The organism is Geminocystis sp. (assembly GCF_041753295.1).
Taxonomy (GTDB): domain Bacteria; phylum Cyanobacteriota; class Cyanobacteriia; order Cyanobacteriales; family Cyanobacteriaceae; genus Geminocystis.
Map to the genome: position 1 here is coordinate 21,928 of NZ_JBGSUU010000105.1, position 18,401 is coordinate 40,328.

15 protein-coding genes are annotated in these 18,401 nt (G+C 33.2%); 3 read left to right on the top strand and 12 right to left on the bottom strand.

All coding sequences use genetic code 11. The features are described from left to right. Window positions 1-66: 66 nt before the first annotated feature. From ACEW8E_RS12145 to ACEW8E_RS12155, 3 genes are read right to left on the bottom strand one after another with little or no spacing between them, the layout of a single operon-like run. Complete coding sequence (locus ACEW8E_RS12145; protein WP_373480610.1) at window positions 67-1,017, bottom strand: ATP-binding cassette domain-containing protein; 951 nt, start codon at window positions 1,015-1,017, stop codon at window positions 67-69. A 32-nt stretch (window positions 1,018-1,049) separates the two neighbouring features. Next, on the bottom strand, window positions 1,050-1,871 hold the full coding sequence (locus tag ACEW8E_RS12150; RefSeq protein ID WP_373480611.1) for a HEAT repeat domain-containing protein: 822 nt from the start codon (window positions 1,869-1,871) through the stop codon (window positions 1,050-1,052). A gap of 30 nt (window positions 1,872-1,901) precedes the next feature. Continuing rightward, on the bottom strand, window positions 1,902-3,494 hold the full coding sequence (locus ACEW8E_RS12155; protein ID WP_373480669.1) for a Ppx/GppA phosphatase family protein: 1,593 nt from the start codon (window positions 3,492-3,494) through the stop codon (window positions 1,902-1,904). Window positions 3,495-3,733: 239 nt separating this feature from the next. On the opposite strand from ACEW8E_RS12155, the gene dnaB reads away from it, so the two are divergent. Beyond that, entirely contained in the window at window positions 3,734-5,077 is a 1,344-nt protein-coding gene (gene dnaB, locus ACEW8E_RS12160) for a replicative DNA helicase (protein ID WP_373480612.1), read from the top strand. A 321-nt stretch (window positions 5,078-5,398) separates the two neighbouring features. Continuing rightward, complete coding sequence (gene hemF / locus ACEW8E_RS12165; protein WP_373480613.1) at window positions 5,399-6,421, top strand: oxygen-dependent coproporphyrinogen oxidase; 1,023 nt, start codon at window positions 5,399-5,401, stop codon at window positions 6,419-6,421. Between the two features lie 11 nt (window positions 6,422-6,432). Here hemF and ACEW8E_RS12170 read toward each other — a convergent pair whose 3' ends face one another. From ACEW8E_RS12170 to ACEW8E_RS12210, 9 genes are all read right to left on the bottom strand, one after another. Beyond that, window positions 6,433-7,140, bottom strand: a complete 708-nt coding sequence (locus tag ACEW8E_RS12170) for a Crp/Fnr family transcriptional regulator (protein ID WP_373480614.1) — start codon at window positions 7,138-7,140, stop codon at window positions 6,433-6,435. Window positions 7,141-7,261: 121 nt separating this feature from the next. Then, window positions 7,262-8,758, bottom strand: a complete 1,497-nt coding sequence (locus ACEW8E_RS12175) for a diguanylate cyclase domain-containing protein (RefSeq protein WP_373480615.1) — start codon at window positions 8,756-8,758, stop codon at window positions 7,262-7,264. Between the two features lie 304 nt (window positions 8,759-9,062). Next, window positions 9,063-9,779, bottom strand: coding sequence for a Crp/Fnr family transcriptional regulator (locus ACEW8E_RS12180; protein WP_373480616.1), 717 nt, complete (start codon window positions 9,777-9,779; stop codon window positions 9,063-9,065). Between the two features lie 124 nt (window positions 9,780-9,903). Further along, entirely contained in the window at window positions 9,904-11,592 is a 1,689-nt protein-coding gene (locus tag ACEW8E_RS12185) for a DNA methyltransferase (RefSeq protein WP_373480617.1), read from the bottom strand. Window positions 11,593-11,726: 134 nt separating this feature from the next. Beyond that, the gene (gene sufB, locus ACEW8E_RS12190; RefSeq protein ID WP_373480618.1) at window positions 11,727-13,166 is read right to left on the bottom strand and encodes a Fe-S cluster assembly protein SufB; all 1,440 of its coding nucleotides are present in this window, start codon (window positions 13,164-13,166) and stop codon (window positions 11,727-11,729) included. A 213-nt stretch (window positions 13,167-13,379) separates the two neighbouring features. After that, on the bottom strand, window positions 13,380-15,029 hold the full coding sequence (ribBA, locus tag ACEW8E_RS12195; RefSeq protein WP_373480619.1) for a bifunctional 3,4-dihydroxy-2-butanone-4-phosphate synthase/GTP cyclohydrolase II: 1,650 nt from the start codon (window positions 15,027-15,029) through the stop codon (window positions 13,380-13,382). Between the two features lie 104 nt (window positions 15,030-15,133). Then, window positions 15,134-16,522: an argininosuccinate lyase gene (gene argH / locus ACEW8E_RS12200; RefSeq protein ID WP_373480620.1), complete on the bottom strand. Its 1,389-nt coding sequence runs from the start codon at window positions 16,520-16,522 to the stop codon at window positions 15,134-15,136. A gap of 112 nt (window positions 16,523-16,634) precedes the next feature. Then, window positions 16,635-16,817, bottom strand: coding sequence for a hypothetical protein (locus ACEW8E_RS12205; RefSeq protein ID WP_373480621.1), 183 nt, complete (start codon window positions 16,815-16,817; stop codon window positions 16,635-16,637). 166 nt (window positions 16,818-16,983) lie between these two features. Beyond that, complete coding sequence (locus ACEW8E_RS12210; protein WP_373480622.1) at window positions 16,984-17,319, bottom strand: 30S ribosomal protein PSRP-3; 336 nt, start codon at window positions 17,317-17,319, stop codon at window positions 16,984-16,986. A gap of 287 nt (window positions 17,320-17,606) precedes the next feature. Here ACEW8E_RS12210 and ACEW8E_RS12215 point away from each other — a divergent pair, with 287 nt between their 5' ends. After that, window positions 17,607-18,368, top strand: coding sequence for a TIGR01548 family HAD-type hydrolase (locus ACEW8E_RS12215; RefSeq protein ID WP_373480623.1), 762 nt, complete (start codon window positions 17,607-17,609; stop codon window positions 18,366-18,368). Window positions 18,369-18,401: the final 33 nt, after the last annotated feature.

Genomic DNA, 18,401 nt, shown 5'->3' on the forward strand with positions numbered 1-18,401 from the left:
ACAACTTTTAATTATATTATAGGATATGTTAATTAACAGTAACATATCTTGTCAAAATTATCAAAATTATTCCGTAAAACTCTCGTTTGTCGTAAGTTGTAAAAAGACATCTTCAAGGGAAGGATGACTTCTTTTCATCTCATAAATACCAATGCCTTCATAAACAATGGTGGAGGCAATATCTTTTCCCATATCATAGTTTTTATCAAGGGAAATATTAATCAAAAAACGATTTTTTCTTTCACTTATTTCTGTTATATTGACTGTCTTAACTCCTAAAATTTGCTCTAATTTGATAACTAAATTACTAACATCTCCTTCCACTTCTATTTCATAACCGGTGTTGCCTTGCATTTGTTGCAAAAGTTCATCAGGAGTCCCAGTTGTTACAACCATACCTTTACTGATAATTGTAACTAAATCACACGTCATACTTACTTCGGGTAAAATATGGGTAGATAAAATAACAGTCCTTTCTCCTGCTAAACTTTTAATAAGGTTTCTAACTTCGATAATTTGACGAGGATCTAAACCTACGGTAGGCTCATCTAATATTATCACGGGTGGATCATGAACAATAGCTTGGGCGATACCAACTCTTTGACGATAACCTTTAGATAATTTTCTGATAATGGTATCTGCTCGATCTTCTATCTGACAACATTGTAAAGCCTTTTTGATTTTTTCTCCTCGTTGTGTTCTCGAAATTCCTTTAATTTTTGTCACGAAACTAAGATATTCTCTCACTGTCATATCCGTATAAAGAGGAGGATTTTCAGGTAAGTAACCAATTCTTTCTCTTACTGCCATAGGGTTTTTATGGACTTCAAAACCAGCTATGGTGACTTTTCCTGTCGTTGCTGGAATATAACCGCTAAGAATACGCATTGTGGTGGTTTTACCAGCACCATTCGCCCCTAAAAATCCTAAAATAGTACCCTTTTCTACGGAAAAAGAAATATCTTTAATGGCTTGAGTCGCACCGTAAATTTTACTTAAATTTTCAACTTCAATCATAATTTTTAGGAGATAGAAAAAATCATTAATTACTATAAAAGGCTATCCATTATTGCCATTAATTTAATGGTATCTGGGGATAATTCGGCGGTAGAATCTTTTTTGACTTGAGACTCTAATAATCCTTTCATGGCAATCAATTTTAAGCTATTTTCTGCATAGGCTTTACCAATGGCTTCCCCTGATTTTACATAACCAATAGCACCTAAATCCATCAAAGCAGATCTTCTTAGTTGTAACTCTTTCCCTTTTAATGCAGTTACTAATATTTCTCCATAAACATCATCATCGGTTAATTGATACATCGCCCTAGCGGCAGCATAAGCTATCTTTGGGGTAGGATGCTCAAGAAAGGGTTTAATTAGATTTATAGAATTTTTAGCGAAAAGTGTTCCTAAAGCCTCGATAATCGCTTCATAGGGCTGATTTAGATAAGGTTTACCGATGACTTGTTCTACTGCATAATTCGTTAATTTATCCTCTTTAACGGCATTATCTAAAAGAGTCATTAAAGGGTGAATTGCTCTTGAATCCCCTAACATTTCTAAGGCTTGGGCTGCGGATTCTCTGACATAATAATCATCGCACTCAAAACATTGAATTAAAGGCTCAACAGCCCTCAAATCATCTAGTTTACCTAGGGCTTTAGCCGCATTTCTACGCAAAGGAAAGCCCCCATCAGGTGCTCTATCTTCTTCATCTTTGAGGGCTTTTATCAGGCTTTCTACGGCTATGGCTGTTTTTACTCGAAATTTTCCTAACCACCACGCTGCATAATATCTTAATCCTAAGTCTTTTTTTTGGTTCAAATTGGCGATCGCAATTTCTGGAGTTATAGACATTTCTGTATTCATAATTAATAGTATATAGTGAATAATGAATAATTATTTATGTAAAGTGGTTAAAACTTTAACTTGATATTCTTGCTCAAAAATAGGTTTTTTATAATCTAAATTCCATAATTCTAAAGCACAATCATCATTAGGTTGACGAGGAGTTAAATGTAAATGAAGTTGTCTATATTCATGATCATATCTACATTCTAAGGTTTTAATAGCTCGAATTTGACGACGATCAAGGGCAATGGCTAATCTAAGAATAGCACTTAATTGTTTAATCATTTTACGGTGAGAATCCGATAAATTAGCATAGGTTTCATGTTTACGCTTTGGTTTACTTTTACGGTGATAACGAGCAATTTGAGCAATTAACTCGATTTCGATTTCACTAAATCCCAATAACTCGGCGTTGCGGATTAAATAATAAGAGTGTTTATGATGGGCGCTATGAGAAATATATAAACCAGAATTATGTAAAATAGTAGCAGACCAAAGGTATTCTCGCTCTAAATCGCCCCAGAAATGTAATTGATTTTTGATGGAGTCAAAGATATTAAGGGCAAAATCGGCTATTTTATCAGCGTGGTTTAAGTCCACTTGATATTTATGAGCTATTTTATAAATATTACGAGGGCGAACTTCTCCTTGAAAGGCAAGACGATCTTCAATGTAGCCATTTTGCAACATCCAGTCAACAATAACTCCTTCTCTTAAAGCCCGTTCACAAATAGTGAGACAATAAATATCTAACATTTTCATGGCTTCTAGTAAGATTAGAGTGCCTGAGATGATAATTTCGGCTCTACGTTCAGACATTGCGGGTAAACTAGCCCTTTGGGCGTAATTCATCCCAATTAATTTATGTAAAATTTTTTCTATATCTTGTCTTGATATTTGATAACCATTTAACTTTAAAGGTGCTACTCCTTGATTTTCCGAAGAATGGATTAAGGCTAAAGTTTCTGCTGTGCCTGATGTGCCTACTAAAACAGGCTTTTCCCCTAATTTGAGGGCGTTTTTAAATTCTTCTACGGGGCGCTCTAATATTCCTCTAACGTAACATTGTAAAGTAATATATTCTTGATTGCTGATGGGATCACTATGAATAAAATCTCTTGTAAGACTAACTGCACCAATTTTTGTACTACTTAAAAATCTTGCCTCTTGATTATCTCCTAAAATTATCTCTGTTGAGCCTCCGCCAATATCAATCATACCATGAACTTTTCCGCCAAAATCCATGCCTGATAGCACTCCTAGATAGATTCTTCGAGCTTCTTCAGGTCCTGAAATTAAGTCCACCACAATACCTAATTCTGTCTCTATTTGTTTTAAAAAATCTTTCCCATTCGGTGCTTCTCTTGTGGCACTTGTTGCTACTGCAATAATTTGATCAACTTTTAAACTCTGCGCTAAATGTTTACAACGTTTTAGGGCTGCTAAAGAACGATTTATCGCTTCTTCTGTAAGATTCCCTGTTTCAATATTGCGATCGCCTAATCTAACGGTATCTTTCTCTTTAGCAATGATACTGAAAGAAGGAATTTGAGCGTTAATTTTTACAACTACCATATGTATCGAATTTGTGCCAATATCAATAGCACCGAGAATGCAATCTTTTAATGCTCTTTTTTTCATCACGCCATTATCCAGATAGTTAATTAATATTTATGGTAAATCAGTTATTTATTCTGAGATTCGCAAGGGATAATTTTCCATTTTCTGTTCAAAGGAAAGTGATCAATTTTACCCTTCTAAAAATAGTATTATAGTTACTAATAATTAGCAATAGATGATTGTGAACTTAATAATGATAAATTAATTAAATACTATCTGTTTTTGCACCCAATAAACGTCATTAATCTCCATTATCTATAATGAACGACTTTACCCCAGATTTAGCCGCAACCTCTTTACCACCACAGAATATAGAAGCAGAGGAAATCATTTTAGGAGGAATTTTATTTGATCCTAACGCTATGGGTAAAATTATTGATATATTACCACCAGAAGCCTTTTATGTCAATGGTCATCGCCAAATTTATGAAGCCGCCAGAAATTTATATTTTCAAGGGCAACCAGTAGATTTAATGACGATTAGTACATGGTTAAATGATCATAATTTATTAGACAAAATTGGTGGTACTCCTAAAATAGTTAGTTTACTAGATCGTACTGTTTCTTCTGCTAATATTGATCGTTATGTACCTTTAATTACGGATAAATATGTTAGGCGATTATTAATAACTACAGCTAAAGAAATTAGTGAATTAGGTTATGATACAACGAAAGATTTAGATCAAGTTTTAGATGAAGCTGAACAAAAAATATTTAAACTTACTCAAGCAAGAATTCAACAAGGATTAATACCTATTTCAGATACTTTAATCGATACTTTTACCGAAATTCAAAACTTTCAAGAAAAACTAGCTTTACCCGGTCTTAGTAGTGATTTTTATGATTTAGATGCTTTAATGGGCGGTGGTTTTCAGCCTTCTGATTTAATTATTATAGCTGGTCGTCCTGCCATGGGAAAAACAAGTTTTGCCTTAAATATTGCAGCGAATATTGCTAAACAACATGATTTAGCCGTAGCTATTTTTAGCTTAGAAATGTCAAGGGAACAACTAGCCATGAGATTACTTTCAGCGGAGGGGAAATTAGAAAGTAGCAGATTAAGAACTGGTAGAATTACAGAGCAAGAAATGGAGCCTTTAATGACGGCTATGGCGAAATTATCTGAGTTACCAATTTATATTGATGATAGCGGTAATTTAACTGTTATGCAAATGCGCTCAGAAGTTCGTCGTTTACAAGCAGAAAAAAAAGGCAAATTAGGCTTAGTTTTAATCGATTATTTACAATTAATGCAGGGCAGTAGTGATAATCGTGTACAAGAATTATCGAGAATTACCCGCTCGTTAAAAAGTTTGGCAAGGGAAATAAATGCGCCTATTATTGCATTATCTCAGCTTAGTCGTGCAGTAGAACAACGTACCAATAAACGTCCTATGTTATCAGATTTGCGTGAGTCTGGATCTATCGAGCAAGATGCAGATTTAGTCATGATGTTATATCGTGATGAATATTACCATCCTGATACGGTTGATCAAGGTGTTGCGGAAGTAATTATCGCTAAACATCGCAATGGACCTACAGGACAAGTTAAACTCATATTTCGTCCAGAATTAACCCAATTTTTAAACATCAAGCAAAGATAGTTTTTAACATCTAATACCTAACTCAGTAATTTTTAGTAGTGTAAAGGGGCAAAGAAATTAAACTTGATACTTGATACTTTATCACCTGAGTTCGAGATTAAAAACCTTTTAGAATAAAGGCTTTAGAAATTAGAAATTAGAAATTAATTACTCATTACTCATTACTCATTACTCCTTATTTAAAATTTTATGTTTCACTCAGGTTTATTCAGGGTTTCAGTGTTGCAGAATATTAAGATCTACAAATAATGATAGTCTAAAGTTGCTCTGACAGTTTAGATTGGTAGATTGTAGGTTATATTAGTAAATATTTATAAGAACATGACTACTACCTCAGAAAAACAATCTCCTGTGATAACTTCTTTTCCTCCTGAAGATGCAAAAGCAAGAGTTAGTCAATTTATGAAAACGATACAAGACGAAATTTGCTCAGGTTTAGAAACCTTAGACGGTAAAGGTAAATTTATCGAAGATAGTTGGCAACGGGAAGAAGGAGGCGGTGGTCGCACACGGGTAATTACAGATGGTAATATTTTTGAACAAGGAGGAGTTAACTTTTCCGAAGTTTGGGGAAATCATCTTCCTCCGAGTATATTGCAACAACGTCCTGAAGCAGAAGGACATTCTTTTTATGCTACGGGGACATCTATGGTTTTACATCCTAAAAACCCTTACATTCCTACTGTACACCTTAACTATCGTTATTTTGAAGCTGGGCCTGTGTGGTGGTTTGGTGGTGGTGCAGATTTAACGCCTTATTATCCTTTTGCCGAAGATGCTAAACATTTTCATACTACTTTTAAACAAGCCTGTGATCAACATCATCCTGAATATTATCCTGTTTTTAAGCGTTGGTGTGATGAATATTTTTATCTCAAACATCGTGATGAAACTAGAGGGATAGGTGGATTATTTTTTGATTACCAAGACGGTACAGATCCTCTTTATCGTGGCCCTCATAGTGATAAAGAAGCTGCTAATTATAGTCGGGCATTACCTCCTCAAGATAATCGTAGTTGGGAAGACTTATTTGCTTTTGTACAAGATTGTAGTAGAGCTTTTTTACCTGCTTATGTGCCTATTGCCGAAAAACGTCAAAATACAGAATATGGGCATCGTGAACGGGATTTTCAATTATATCGTCGTGGTCGCTATGTCGAATTTAATTTAGTTTATGACAGAGGTACTATTTTTGGGCTACAAACTAATGGTCGTACGGAATCAATATTAATGTCACTACCTCCCCTTGTGCGTTGGGAATATGGCTATAAACCGGAACCAAATACCCCCGAAGCCCAATTATATGAAGTGTTCTTAAAACCCCAAAATTGGGCGGAAGAATAAGGAGTAAGAAGTTAAGTAAAATTCAATAATCGGGAAAATTCTGACTTGACAAAATCGTAACATTCACAAGCATTAGACTCTAAAAGATCTCGGTTTAAGATTGTAATGTTACCACGAGCATAACGAATAATCCCTTTTTCTTGAAATTTTTGTGCAATAAGAGTAACGGTAGCCCGACGCACTCCTAACATTTGGGCGATAAATTGTTGAGTTAAAGGTAATTCATCTTGATTAACACAATCATGGGCATATAGTAGCCAACAAGCAAATTGATTGTTAATAGGATGATGACATTTACAAACAGCGTTTTGAGATATTTGGGTAATTCTAGCCTGAGTATAGAGTAATAATATTTTTTGAAGTTTTCCCGCACGATGAGACTCTTCTTTAAATATTTTTGCCTCTAATCTCATGGCGCTGTCTGATATTTGCACAATGGTGTCACTGGTGGCATAATTACCACCTAAAAAGACAGGAAGTCCTACAAATCCTTCATTTCCAATTAAGCCGATTTCCGTAGTAGCTTTATTTTTTAATACTGATACTAAAGAAATCATAGAATGAAGGGGGAAATACACATGATCAATTTTTTGGTGTAACTTATATATAACTTGTCCTGATATTAGAGAGACATTTTCTAAATTAGCAAAAAGTGCTTGATATTGCTCTTTAGATATTACAGCTAAAATTTGATTATCTAAAATTGGGTTATTTTGCACTTTATACAAACTTAATGGGTTCTTAACCGTAACTTAATAAAGATTGATTGTTAAATATTAACAGGGAAAAGTAAAAAAATTAATTTTAATCCCTTTACTTTTTGCTATACAACTTTCAAATTTAACAACGATACATGGAAAAAAGTTGTCCATTATATTTTGCTTGATAGATCGCCATATCAGCATTAGCTAACAAAGTAGGTACTTTAGAAATTTTAGGAGTTCCAATAACAATACCAATACTAACGCTAACCATAATATCATGGTCATCAATATGAAAACAGTTTGATAATGATTCTTGTATCCGATTGGCACAATCTCTGGCTTCTTCGGTAGAATGAATATGACTAAGGACAATCATAAATTCATCACCACTCAATCGAGCGACATGGTCAAAACTTCTGACACAAGTAATTAATCGTTTTGCTAAAGTAATTAAAACTTGATCTCCTACCAAGTGTCCAAAAGTATCATTAATTATTTTAAACTTATTGATGTCTAAATATAATACAGCAAATTGACTAGAATAGGTTTTTTCTGCTTCATTTAAAATACTTTCTAAAAATTCTAATAATGAGCGGCGATTTGGTAAATTTGTTAGACAATCATTACGGGATTGATAATAAAGTTCATCTTGTCTTTGTTGAAGTTCAGTTACATCATGAAAAGATAAATACCAACCGATAATATGATTATGATGATTGTTTATGGCTGATATTTTTACGCTCACATTAAGAGTAGATTTATCAGGTAATAATAAATTTAAACTAAAAAAAGATTGTTTATTATCTTGATCCGTTTTACCATTTAAGGAAAGAAGAAAATGAGAAAAACTATCTATATTAGAAGCATCAAGAAAAGAATTTAAAGGTTGATTAACTAACTTTTCTTTAGATGTTTTAAGCAGTATTTCTGCATTTTTATTTACCACCGTTATGATGTTATCTTGATTGATAATTAAGCAACTATCAGGAGAACTTAAAAATAGATTTTCATAATACTTATTTTCTTTTTCAGTATTCCATAAACTTTCTAATAATTGTTCATTTTCTATTTGTAAATCTTCCATATCATTAATAACAGTCAATGACGGAGGATTCATAAATTGAAAGGAAAAACTAATTTCTTGTGCATTTTCTGCCATTAAGTCTTCAAGATAACCACTACAATTTTTAGAGGCTTCTGAGACGCTATCAAAAGGACCAAAATAGTAAGTAGCAAAAGGTCTTATGGTATCAAATCTAATCCACCAAAACAGTTCATTTAAGTTAATTTTACTTTCTTTTGGATAGTTATAATTTTGGTTACGGTGAGTTTTTTTAAATTGATTATATTCCTCAACAATTTGATTTAGATTATCCATAATTTGCTTATTAATTAATAATTGTTCTTCTAATGAACCAATACAAAAAGTTAAATCATCGGCGAAATTATGACACTCATCAATGATGATATGTTTATTAGGAATTATATTGAGAATTTTAGCAATTAATTTTTGACGAAAATAAGGAATAGATAATGCTTTTTTATAATAATGGTCACTAGAATAATTTTTTAAAAACTGATCAATTTCTGTTTTCACGAGGGGTAAAGTAGAGTTAAAGACTTGATACGTCATAATAAAATCCTCTTGCTTATAGCTATTTAAAATTTACTAGACTGATCTGTATATATTTTATGTATCTAAAATACGCTGTAAAAATTTTTAATTAAAAGAGGTAATAGCTGGTAAGCTCTAACACTATTTGATATATTATTAAGAACAATTTAGTCTGATTTAACTTTAGTTGTATTCTTAAATTTTGTCTGTACTGTATAGTACATTAGACATTTAATCATTCATCTTTGATAGTGATTTTACCTTCATTATCTAGCATTTTACTTCTATTCTTGATGGTTAATACCCAATTGTTAAGGATTTATTAGCCCCTACGAGATCCGAGTAATCTTAAAAATTCTTTTTGTACAACTCGATAACATTCACAGGAAGTTTCTTCAAGTTTTTTATGATCAAGAATAACAATTTTACCTCGGTTATAACGAATTATTCCTGCATCTTGTAAAGCATTAGCGGCAATAGTTACTCCTGCACGACGAACACCTAACATATTAGAAATAAATTCTTGAGTCAAATCTAATTCATCTTTTAACACACAATCATAGACTGATAATAACCATCGTGCCAATCGTGCTTCAATTTTATGTTGACGATTACAAGCCGCACTTTGGGCAATTTGAGTTAATCTAGCTTGGGTATGAAGAAGTAATATTTTTTGTAATGCACCTGCTTTTTTAAATTCACGCAAGACAATATCTGAGCTTATTTTCCAGCTTTTGCCCGACATTTGCACAATGGCACGACTAATGGTGTATTCTCCTCCTAAAAATATGGGTAATCCAATCATTCCTTCATTGCCTATCAAGCCAATTTCTGTAGTTGAGCCATTTTCCATAATAGATACCAGAGAAATCATGGCAGTAATGGGAAAATAGACAGACTTAATTTCTTCATAGGGTTCGTGTAACACTTGCCCTGACACTAATACCAATTCTCGTAAATGGGGTGCAAGTCTTTGATATTCCTCAATGGGTAAAGTCCTTAATAATTGATTAACGGGAGATAATTTATAGTTGCTCAAGGGTTTATCTTCAAAACTTAATATACATACATAATTATGTTAGCAATATTACGGAAATGTCTGTACGATACCGTACATTAAAAAGTTAATAATTAAGTAAAAGTAGCGTTATATTCCTTACTTATCAATAAATACCGTTAATTTCTATTTGTTTTCCATTAGATTCTTGCTCTTTTTGTGCTTGTTTAAAAGTACTTTTTCCCCAACTTAAATCATAATATTTTGCTTTTTCATTACCATTAATTAAACCTTCAATACTAAAGACTTGAATTACTGGATATTGTGTCCCATTTCCTGCTTGATAAAAACCTGCTTTTGCGGCTTCTTGAATCATCGGTTTTGTGGGAGAAATAAGAGTAATAAAAAACCCCATACTAGCGTTATTTGCTTCCATTGTGCCTCGTAAATCACGAATCATGGATACATTAATATTTTTACCGCCTTTAACACTAACAATAATTTTTTTGATAACAGATTCACTTTTTTTACTATCAAAATCATCGAAATAAATAATACCATCAATACCAGAATCAGCACCTTTTTTCTTTTTACCTTGATAAGGTTGAGCGTTAACCAGAGATATTGCCCACCATTGAAATTGATAAGCATCTCGGTTAAATAAATCTAAGGCAGCATCTAAAGTTTTTGGTGTACCTTCTACTTCAAAAAAGTCTGTTTTTTTCTTGATTAAATCTTCGGAATTATCTGAATATTTTTCACTGAAAGCATCTCGTAAACGTTTTTCAATGAGGGAAATTGCAAGATGAGTAATATCAATACCAATCCATTGACGATTTAATTTTTCGGAGGCATGAACTGCTGTACCACAACCACAAAAAGGATCTAAAATTAGGTCATTTTCATTACTACTTGATTCGATGATTCTTTCTAATAATTTTAATGGCTTTTGAGTCGGATAACCTAAAGATTCTTTGGAATTTGAAGAAATTAAAGGTATATCATACCAATTATCACTTAACGGAACTCCAGAATTATCTTCAAGATAATATTTTAAATTAGGAATATTGTTTTTAGAAAAAATAATCAAATTTTGTCGATCATATTCTTCTAACTTTTCTGGTATTGTTACCCAGTGCATACCTGATTTACCTTGTTTATTTGGATTAATTTCTCGCCAAACTTTACCTGTTTCTCCATTTCTTTTACCACTTACTAATAAAGGCACTAAACGATATTTTCCTTTTTCATCTTCGTATCGATAATTTTCTAAAGATGCCTTTGATAATTGTTTATATAATAGGTTAAAAATATAATTATTTGACTTACTATAAAATAAAATTACATCATGGGCTTTACGAAGACTTTTACTGATAGAAGAACGATTTTTACTTCTTTCCCAAATAATCTCATTTCTAAAGTTTTTAGCCTCGAAAATAATGTCTAAAATCATCTTTAAATAATGAGACGCAGTGGGATCAGAATGAAGATATAAACTACCTGTAGGCTTTAAAACTCGATATAATTCTACTAACCGAATTGCCATCATTACTAAGTAAGCGGATAGGGAATTTTTACCTAAAGTGCGTACTAATAAATTTAATAATTCCGCTAAATCTCCTCTAATTTGTTTTAAATCTTGGATACATCTTTCTGACTCAATATTCCATGTCCAAATATCTTCAAAAGCAGTAATTTGTGTCTCAGATTTTTCTCCTTTTGGAGTGTTAAAAATAACGTTATAATTTACTTGAGAATTGAAAGGAGGATCAAGATAAATTAAATCTATTATTTCATCACTAATATGATTTTTAAGAATATCTAAATTATCACCGTAATAAAGTTTTTTAATCATCACAATATCTCAAAATTTCGCTTTTTTTTCGTCCACTAAATCCCCAATTAGGTCGATGTTCCTTAATTTCGCCCCTAAATCCCCAATTATGGGGACTTTATTGAGTATATTGTGATAAAAACTAATCTTGTCAATTATCCGACACTGCCTTCTAATTTGAGACTGAGAAGTTTATCAGCTTCGGCGGCAAATTCCATCGGTAACTCGTTTAAAACATCTTTACAGAAACCACTTACTAACATTGAGACTGCGTCTTCTTCAGATATACCTCGTTGGGCAAAATAGAACAATTGATCTTCACCAATTTTAGAAGTAGAGGCTTCATGTTCAACTCTAGCACCGTTATTGTCCACTTGAATATAAGGAAAGGTGTTAGCTTCAGCGTTATCGCCAATCAGCATAGAATCACATTGAGAGTAATTTCTTGCACCAGTGGCTTTATTCCCTACTTTCACTAATCCACGATAGCTATTTTTAGAGTTTCCTGCGGATATTCCCTTAGAAATAATGGTACTGCGAGTATTTTTGCCAATATGAATCATTTTAGTACCAGTATCGGCTTGTTGCATATTATTTGTTAAAGCGATGGAATAAAATTCCCCCACAGAATTATCACCCACTAAAACACAGCTAGGATATTTCCATGTTATCGCAGATCCAGTCTCCACTTGAGTCCAAGAAATTTTCGAGTTAACCCCTTTACATAAACCGCGCTTGGTAACGAAATTATAAATACCGCCTTTACCTTTTTCGTCTCCTGCATACCAATTTTGCACGGTAGAATATTTGATGTCTGCGTTATCTAAAGCCACCAATTCCACCACTGCCGCATGAAGTTGATTACTATCATACATAGGAGCAGTACAACCTTCCAAATAGCTCAAGGATGCTCCTTCTTCTGCTACAATTAAAGTCCGTTCAAATTGCCCCGTATCGCCGTTATTAATCCGAAAATAAGTAGATAATTCCATCGGACATTTTACACCTTTGGGAATAAATACGAATGAACCATCACTAAATACAGCACCGTTAAGGGCGGCAAAATAGTTATCTGCCGAAGGTACAACACTGCCTAAATATTTTTGTACTAACTCAGGATGTTCCTGTAGAGCTTCAGAAATTGAGCAAAATATGACACCATCTTTAGCTAATTTTTCTTTAAAAGTTGTACCGATAGAAACACTATCAAAAATAGCATCAACGGCAACATTACTTAATCTTTTTTGCTCAGATAATGAGATACCTAATTTTTCAAAGGTTTCTAAGAGAGTGGGATCAACTTCATCTAAACTATCAAGTTTCTTTTTTTGTTGTTTAGGTGCAGAATAATAAATAATATCTTGGTAATTAATTTTAGGATAACCCACATGAGCCCATGTAGGTTCAGTCATTTTTAACCATTGACGATAAGCCTTGAGACGAAATTCTAACATAAATTCAGGCTCATTTTTTTTCGCAGAAATTAATCTAACAACATCTTCACTTAAGCCTTTAGGAATAGTATCTGACTCAATATCTGTAATAAATCCGTATTTATAAGGCTGATTAACTAAGGTTTTAACGGCGGCGCTCATATTTTTTTTAGTATAGTAATTCTTTTTTTATAGTTTAACAACATTTTAGTTGCTAAAGTCCATTTTACAATGAATTATCTTGAATTGATCATTGATCATTGACAATTTCTAACTCCTAAGCTAACCTCAGTTTTATGGTTTAAATATCCGATGAAAGCAAGTTTCAGGTTTCAGGTTTAATCCCTTTGCCCATTTATTAGACATATCCCAAAATTAAATTTGATAAATATAAATAGTTTGAGTTTGCCAATTATTAACAGAAAAATCTTGACTAATATTTTCTCTATCTAAAGTTACTTTTAAACTTAACATTGGATCGTCACCATCAGCTATTAAAAATTGTAAGGTGGCTAAACTTTCCCAAGAAGTAATTTGATTTAAAATGTCTAAAATAGCTTTTACTTCTGGATTATTAACATCTTTATACCAATTAATTTTTATCTTATTTGGCTTATCAAAACCTAAATGAAAAATCATAGATGGTTGACTAAATAAAGCAATGGAAACAGGGCGAGTTTCTTCCTGTACAATTAAGTTATTACTACGAGCTAAATTACGCAAATTTTCTAATTTTTGATAACGTTTTGTAGCGGAAGTTAGAGGATTTTTCCATGTAATAGCCACAGTGCAAACATAAGATTGTAATAATAAATGTCCTAATTTTTCTGCTTTAGTTGCCAAATAATTGGAGTTATAATTATTAGCTTCTATAAACAACGGTAAACGTTCAATAATTTCGATACCATAACCTTTTAAACCAGCAATTTTTCGAGGGTTATTCGTAATTAAACGAATCTTATTTATGCCTAAATCATTTAACATTTGAGCGCCCATACCATAATCGCGCAAATCCGCAGGAAAACCTAATTCTTCGTTAGCCTCAACGGTGTCAAAACCCCTATCTTGTAAAGTATAAGCCTTGATTTTATTTACTAAACCGATACCTCGCCCTTCTTGACGTAAATACACAACTACACCCAATTCTGCATTCTCAATCATTTTTAAAGCCGCCTGTAACTGCATTCGACAATCACAACGTAATGAGCCTAAAGCATCACCTGTCAAGCATTCTGAGTGCATTCTTACCATGACGGTTTGATGGGCAAATTGACTAATATCCCCTTTAACGATAGCTAAATGTTCTGTATTATCTAAACCGTTGCGATAAGCATATATTTGAAAATCTCCGAATTGACTAGGAAAGTTACAAATTGTTTCCCGATAGACAAAACGATCATACTTTAGGCGATAACTAATTAAATCAGCAATACTAATTAATTTTAAATTATGTTGTTGGGCATATTCATATAAATCTGGTAAACGTGCCATACTACCGTCAGGATTTTGAATCTCACAAATTACTCCAGCAGGATATAAACCAGCTAAACGAGACAAATCTACGGCGGCTTCTGTGTGCCCTGCACGTTTCAAAACTCCTCCTTTTTTGGCGCGTAAGGGAAAAATATGTCCAGGCCTTGCTAAATCATCGGGTTGTGTGGTAGGATTGATCGCAATTTGAATGGTTTTTGCACGATCTTCAGCAGAAATTCCCGTACTAACTCCCCAATGCTTTGCCCCATCAATACTTACGGTAAAAGCCGTCTGATTACTATCGGTATTTTTCGTCACCATCAAAGGTAAATCTAACTCGTCTAACCTTTCTCCAGTCATGGCAAGACAAATTAAACCTCTCGCTTCTACTGCCATAAAATTAATCATATCAGGGGTGGCAAATTCCGCAGCACATATCACATCCCCTTCATTTTCTCTATTTTCATCATCGACAACTACAATGGAGTGACCTGCTTTTATCTCTGCTAAGGCTTCTTCAATGGTGTTAAATGGGATATTTTCTATGGACACAACTTACTATTGGGTAATTATTCTTACTCAATTTTACACTAACTTCGATGTTGATTAGGAATTGATTTGTCCCCTGCTTGAAGTTAAGGGGACTTTTGATTATTTTAACTTACAGACATTTTTTCCTTAAGATTGGCGATCGCCAGTTTAATTTGTTCAAAACCTGTACCACCATAACTATTACGAGCGGATACAACTTGTTTAGGTGCAATAGCGGCATAAATATCAGACTCAAAAGCGGGGTGTAACTCTTGCCATTGCTCAAGGGTTAAATCCTTAAGGAGTTTTCCGGCGGCTAAACTGGTTTTAACAACTTTACCGACTAAATTATAAGCCTCTCGGAAAGGCACACCTTTAGAAGCTAAATAATCAGCTACATCCGTAGCGTTAGAAAAATCTTCGTTAACGGCTTCTTCTAAGCGAGAAGTACGAAACTCTAACCCTTCAGACAGTAAAATAGTCATGGCTGATAAACAACCTTTAACGGTATTAACGGTATCGAAAATAGCTTCTTTGTCTTCCTGCAAGTCTTTATTATAAGCAAGAGGTAAACCTTTCATGATGGTTAATAATGCTTGTAAATGCCCAAAAACTCGCCCTGTTTTGCCTCTGACTAATTCAGGAATGTCAGGATTTTTCTTTTGAGGCATAATACTTGATCCTGTAGAGCAACTGTCTTTAAGAGTAATAAAGCTAAATTCTTGAGATGCCCATAAAATCATTTCTTCGCTGATACGACTAAGATGCACCATTATCAAGCTAGAAGCGCATAAAAATTCAATGGCAAAATCTCGATCACTAACACCATCTAAGCTATTCTCATAAACAGAACTAAATCCCAACTCTTTGGCGCTAAAATGACGATCAATAGGGAATGTTGTACCTGCTAAAGCACCACTGCCTAAAGGAGATATATTCGTACGCTCGTAAATTTGTCCTAATCTTTCCCAATCTCTTTGTGCCATCTGAGTGTATGCCATAAGATGATGAGCTAAACTTATGGGTTGCGCTCGTTGTAGGTGAGTATAACCCGGTATTAAAGTTTCAATATGATTTTGCGCGTGGTTTAATAATGCTTGTTGCCAATTTCTTAATAATCCTTGGATTTGCTGAATTTGATCTCGTAAATATAAGCGAATATCAGTACCAACTTGATCATTACGAGAACGGGCAGTATGTAACTTTTTTCCTACATCTCCCACAATTTCCGTTAAACGTCTTTCTACGGCAAAATGTACATCTTCTTGATCAATTCCGGGGTTAAAATTTCCGTCTCGGTATTCTTGACGAATTTGAGCTAAACCTTTGATGAGAGTTTCTGCTTCTTCTTCAGAGATAATCCCCGTATGACCAAGCATTTTAGCATGGGCAGTCGATCCAGTGAGATCATACTCAATTAATTCTATGTCAAAGCCGATACTAGCGTTAAATACCGCTATAACTGGATGTAAAGAAGTTTCAAAGCGATCGCTCCAAGTCTGTTTTTTAGTCACGGTTAATTATGAATATTGATTATTTATAATATTTTTCTAAAAATGATTAAGAAATAGTATTATTTATTACATTTAAAAAATGAACAGTGGAAGTTTTGAAAATTATTAACCGTTAAAATCGAGTAAAATTAGCGAAAACATAACCGAAAAAAATACCCGTCAACATCGCCCACACTTGACCTGATTCGATAAAATTATTCCAAGCATCGGTAATTTGACCTATAATATCAGGATCTTCAATTATTTGAGCAAAAAACAAACTATAGTCAATTAGATGATGAAAAGATAAATCCATAAGAAAATATAGTAACTTAAATTAATGTAATTATTTATAACATATTTTGAAAATTGTTTCCGTTAAATTTAAAGTAGTAATAAAACTGTAACTTATTTTAACGGAACATTGATCATAGTCTTAATTCAACAAAAAAAGTGTCAGGGTTTTTTCTAACTTAAACAATTTAATTAGTACCAGAGAAAACCACTTCAGGAAACTTTTGTTGAGCTTGAAACATACTGGTAACTCTACCTTTTTCTTGCCAGAAATTAATAACTTCAGTGGCTTGATTAAGTAACTGGATTTTTTCCCCATCGGTAATCCAATTTTTTTTATCTAACTCGTCTTTTAATTCTTGCCAAGCATCACTACGAGGCCAAAAATAGTATGCTGTTAAAGGGCTAGTACCTTTACTGATGACATAATCAACGGCAAGAGCAACATCTTTATCTAACCAGACAACTTTTAACACAAATCGAGAGTCAATTTTAGTTTCTACCGCTTCCAAGTAAACCTCCAAATAATAATTTTTATAGACAAATAATTTAACATATTAGGACATTATAACCTAAGATTGATCCTCCCTCAGTGAACCAGAAAATTATCACTGTTTATGGGGAGATAAGAGTCATAATTGATTGAAACATTAGTCAAATTGATTTTAGATAATTATTTATCCTTGTTTAATTCTTTTGTTAAAGTAGAATATGCTTACCTACTGCTTTTAAAGCCTTATCAATGACAAGGTTTTTAACATCAAACTTAGGTAATCCTAGTTAAAATCATGATCAATTAAGTTTTTTGAAAATGAAAAGTATTGTTATTTTTGATATTGATGGAGTTATCCGAGACGTAACAGGTTCATATCGTCGTGCTTTAGCGGACACAGTGGAATATTATACGAATTATAATTATCGCCCCAGTATGGATGATATTGATAATTTAAAAGCCGAAGGAATTTGGAATAATGATTGGGAAGGCTCACAGGAGCTAATTTTGCGTTATTTTGAAAGTATCGGAAAATCTCGTGATGATGTTAGTTATCGCTATTCAGACATTGTCAACTTTTTTCAAAGTCGTTATCGAGGTAGCCAACCTGATAAACCCGAAACTTGGGAAGGTTATATTACAACTGAGCCATTATTAGTAACTCAAACATATTTTACTACTTTAACCGCTAATAAATATAGTTGGGGCTTTTTTAGTGGTGCAACTAGGGGATCAGCAGAATACATTTTAAAACATCGTTTGGCCTTAGAAAATCCCGTATTAATAGCGATGGAAGACGCTTTGGGAAAACCAGATCCTACGGGGTTATTTTTAGCAGTACAATTGATAGAAGAAAAATTATCATTACCGTCATTATTGCCTGTGGTATATTTAGGGGATACTGTAGCGGATATGACAACCATCATTAATGCTAGAAAAATTCAACCTGAAAGAGAATTTATTGCAGTAGGGGTTTTGCCACCTCATATTCAAGGGGATGAAAATATTAATAAATATAGTCAGCAATTATTGAAAGCAGGGGCAAATAAAGTTGTTTTAAAAGTTACAGATTTTATTTAAAATAAGATATTAATTATCAAAATATTGAAGATA

Coding starts and splice junctions, on each gene's coding strand:
- ACEW8E_RS12205 (WP_373480621.1), bottom strand. CDS start 16,817: ATGGATTTATCTTTTCATCATCTAATTGACTATAGTTTGTTTTTTGCT.
- dnaB (WP_373480612.1), top strand. CDS start 3,734: ATGAACGACTTTACCCCAGATTTAGCCGCAACCTCTTTACCACCACAG.
- ACEW8E_RS12185 (WP_373480617.1), bottom strand. CDS start 11,592: ATGATTAAAAAACTTTATTACGGTGATAATTTAGATATTCTTAAAAAT.
- ACEW8E_RS12175 (WP_373480615.1), bottom strand. CDS start 8,758: ATGACGTATCAAGTCTTTAACTCTACTTTACCCCTCGTGAAAACAGAA.
- sufB (WP_373480618.1), bottom strand. CDS start 13,166: ATGAGCGCCGCCGTTAAAACCTTAGTTAATCAGCCTTATAAATACGGA.
- ACEW8E_RS12215 (WP_373480623.1), top strand. CDS start 17,607: ATGAAAAGTATTGTTATTTTTGATATTGATGGAGTTATCCGAGACGTA.
- ACEW8E_RS12150 (WP_373480611.1), bottom strand. CDS start 1,871: ATGAATACAGAAATGTCTATAACTCCAGAAATTGCGATCGCCAATTTG.
- ACEW8E_RS12145 (WP_373480610.1), bottom strand. CDS start 1,017: ATGATTGAAGTTGAAAATTTAAGTAAAATTTACGGTGCGACTCAAGCC.
- hemF (WP_373480613.1), top strand. CDS start 5,399: ATGACTACTACCTCAGAAAAACAATCTCCTGTGATAACTTCTTTTCCT.
- ACEW8E_RS12155 (WP_373480669.1), bottom strand. CDS start 3,494: ATGAAAAAAAGAGCATTAAAAGATTGCATTCTCGGTGCTATTGATATT.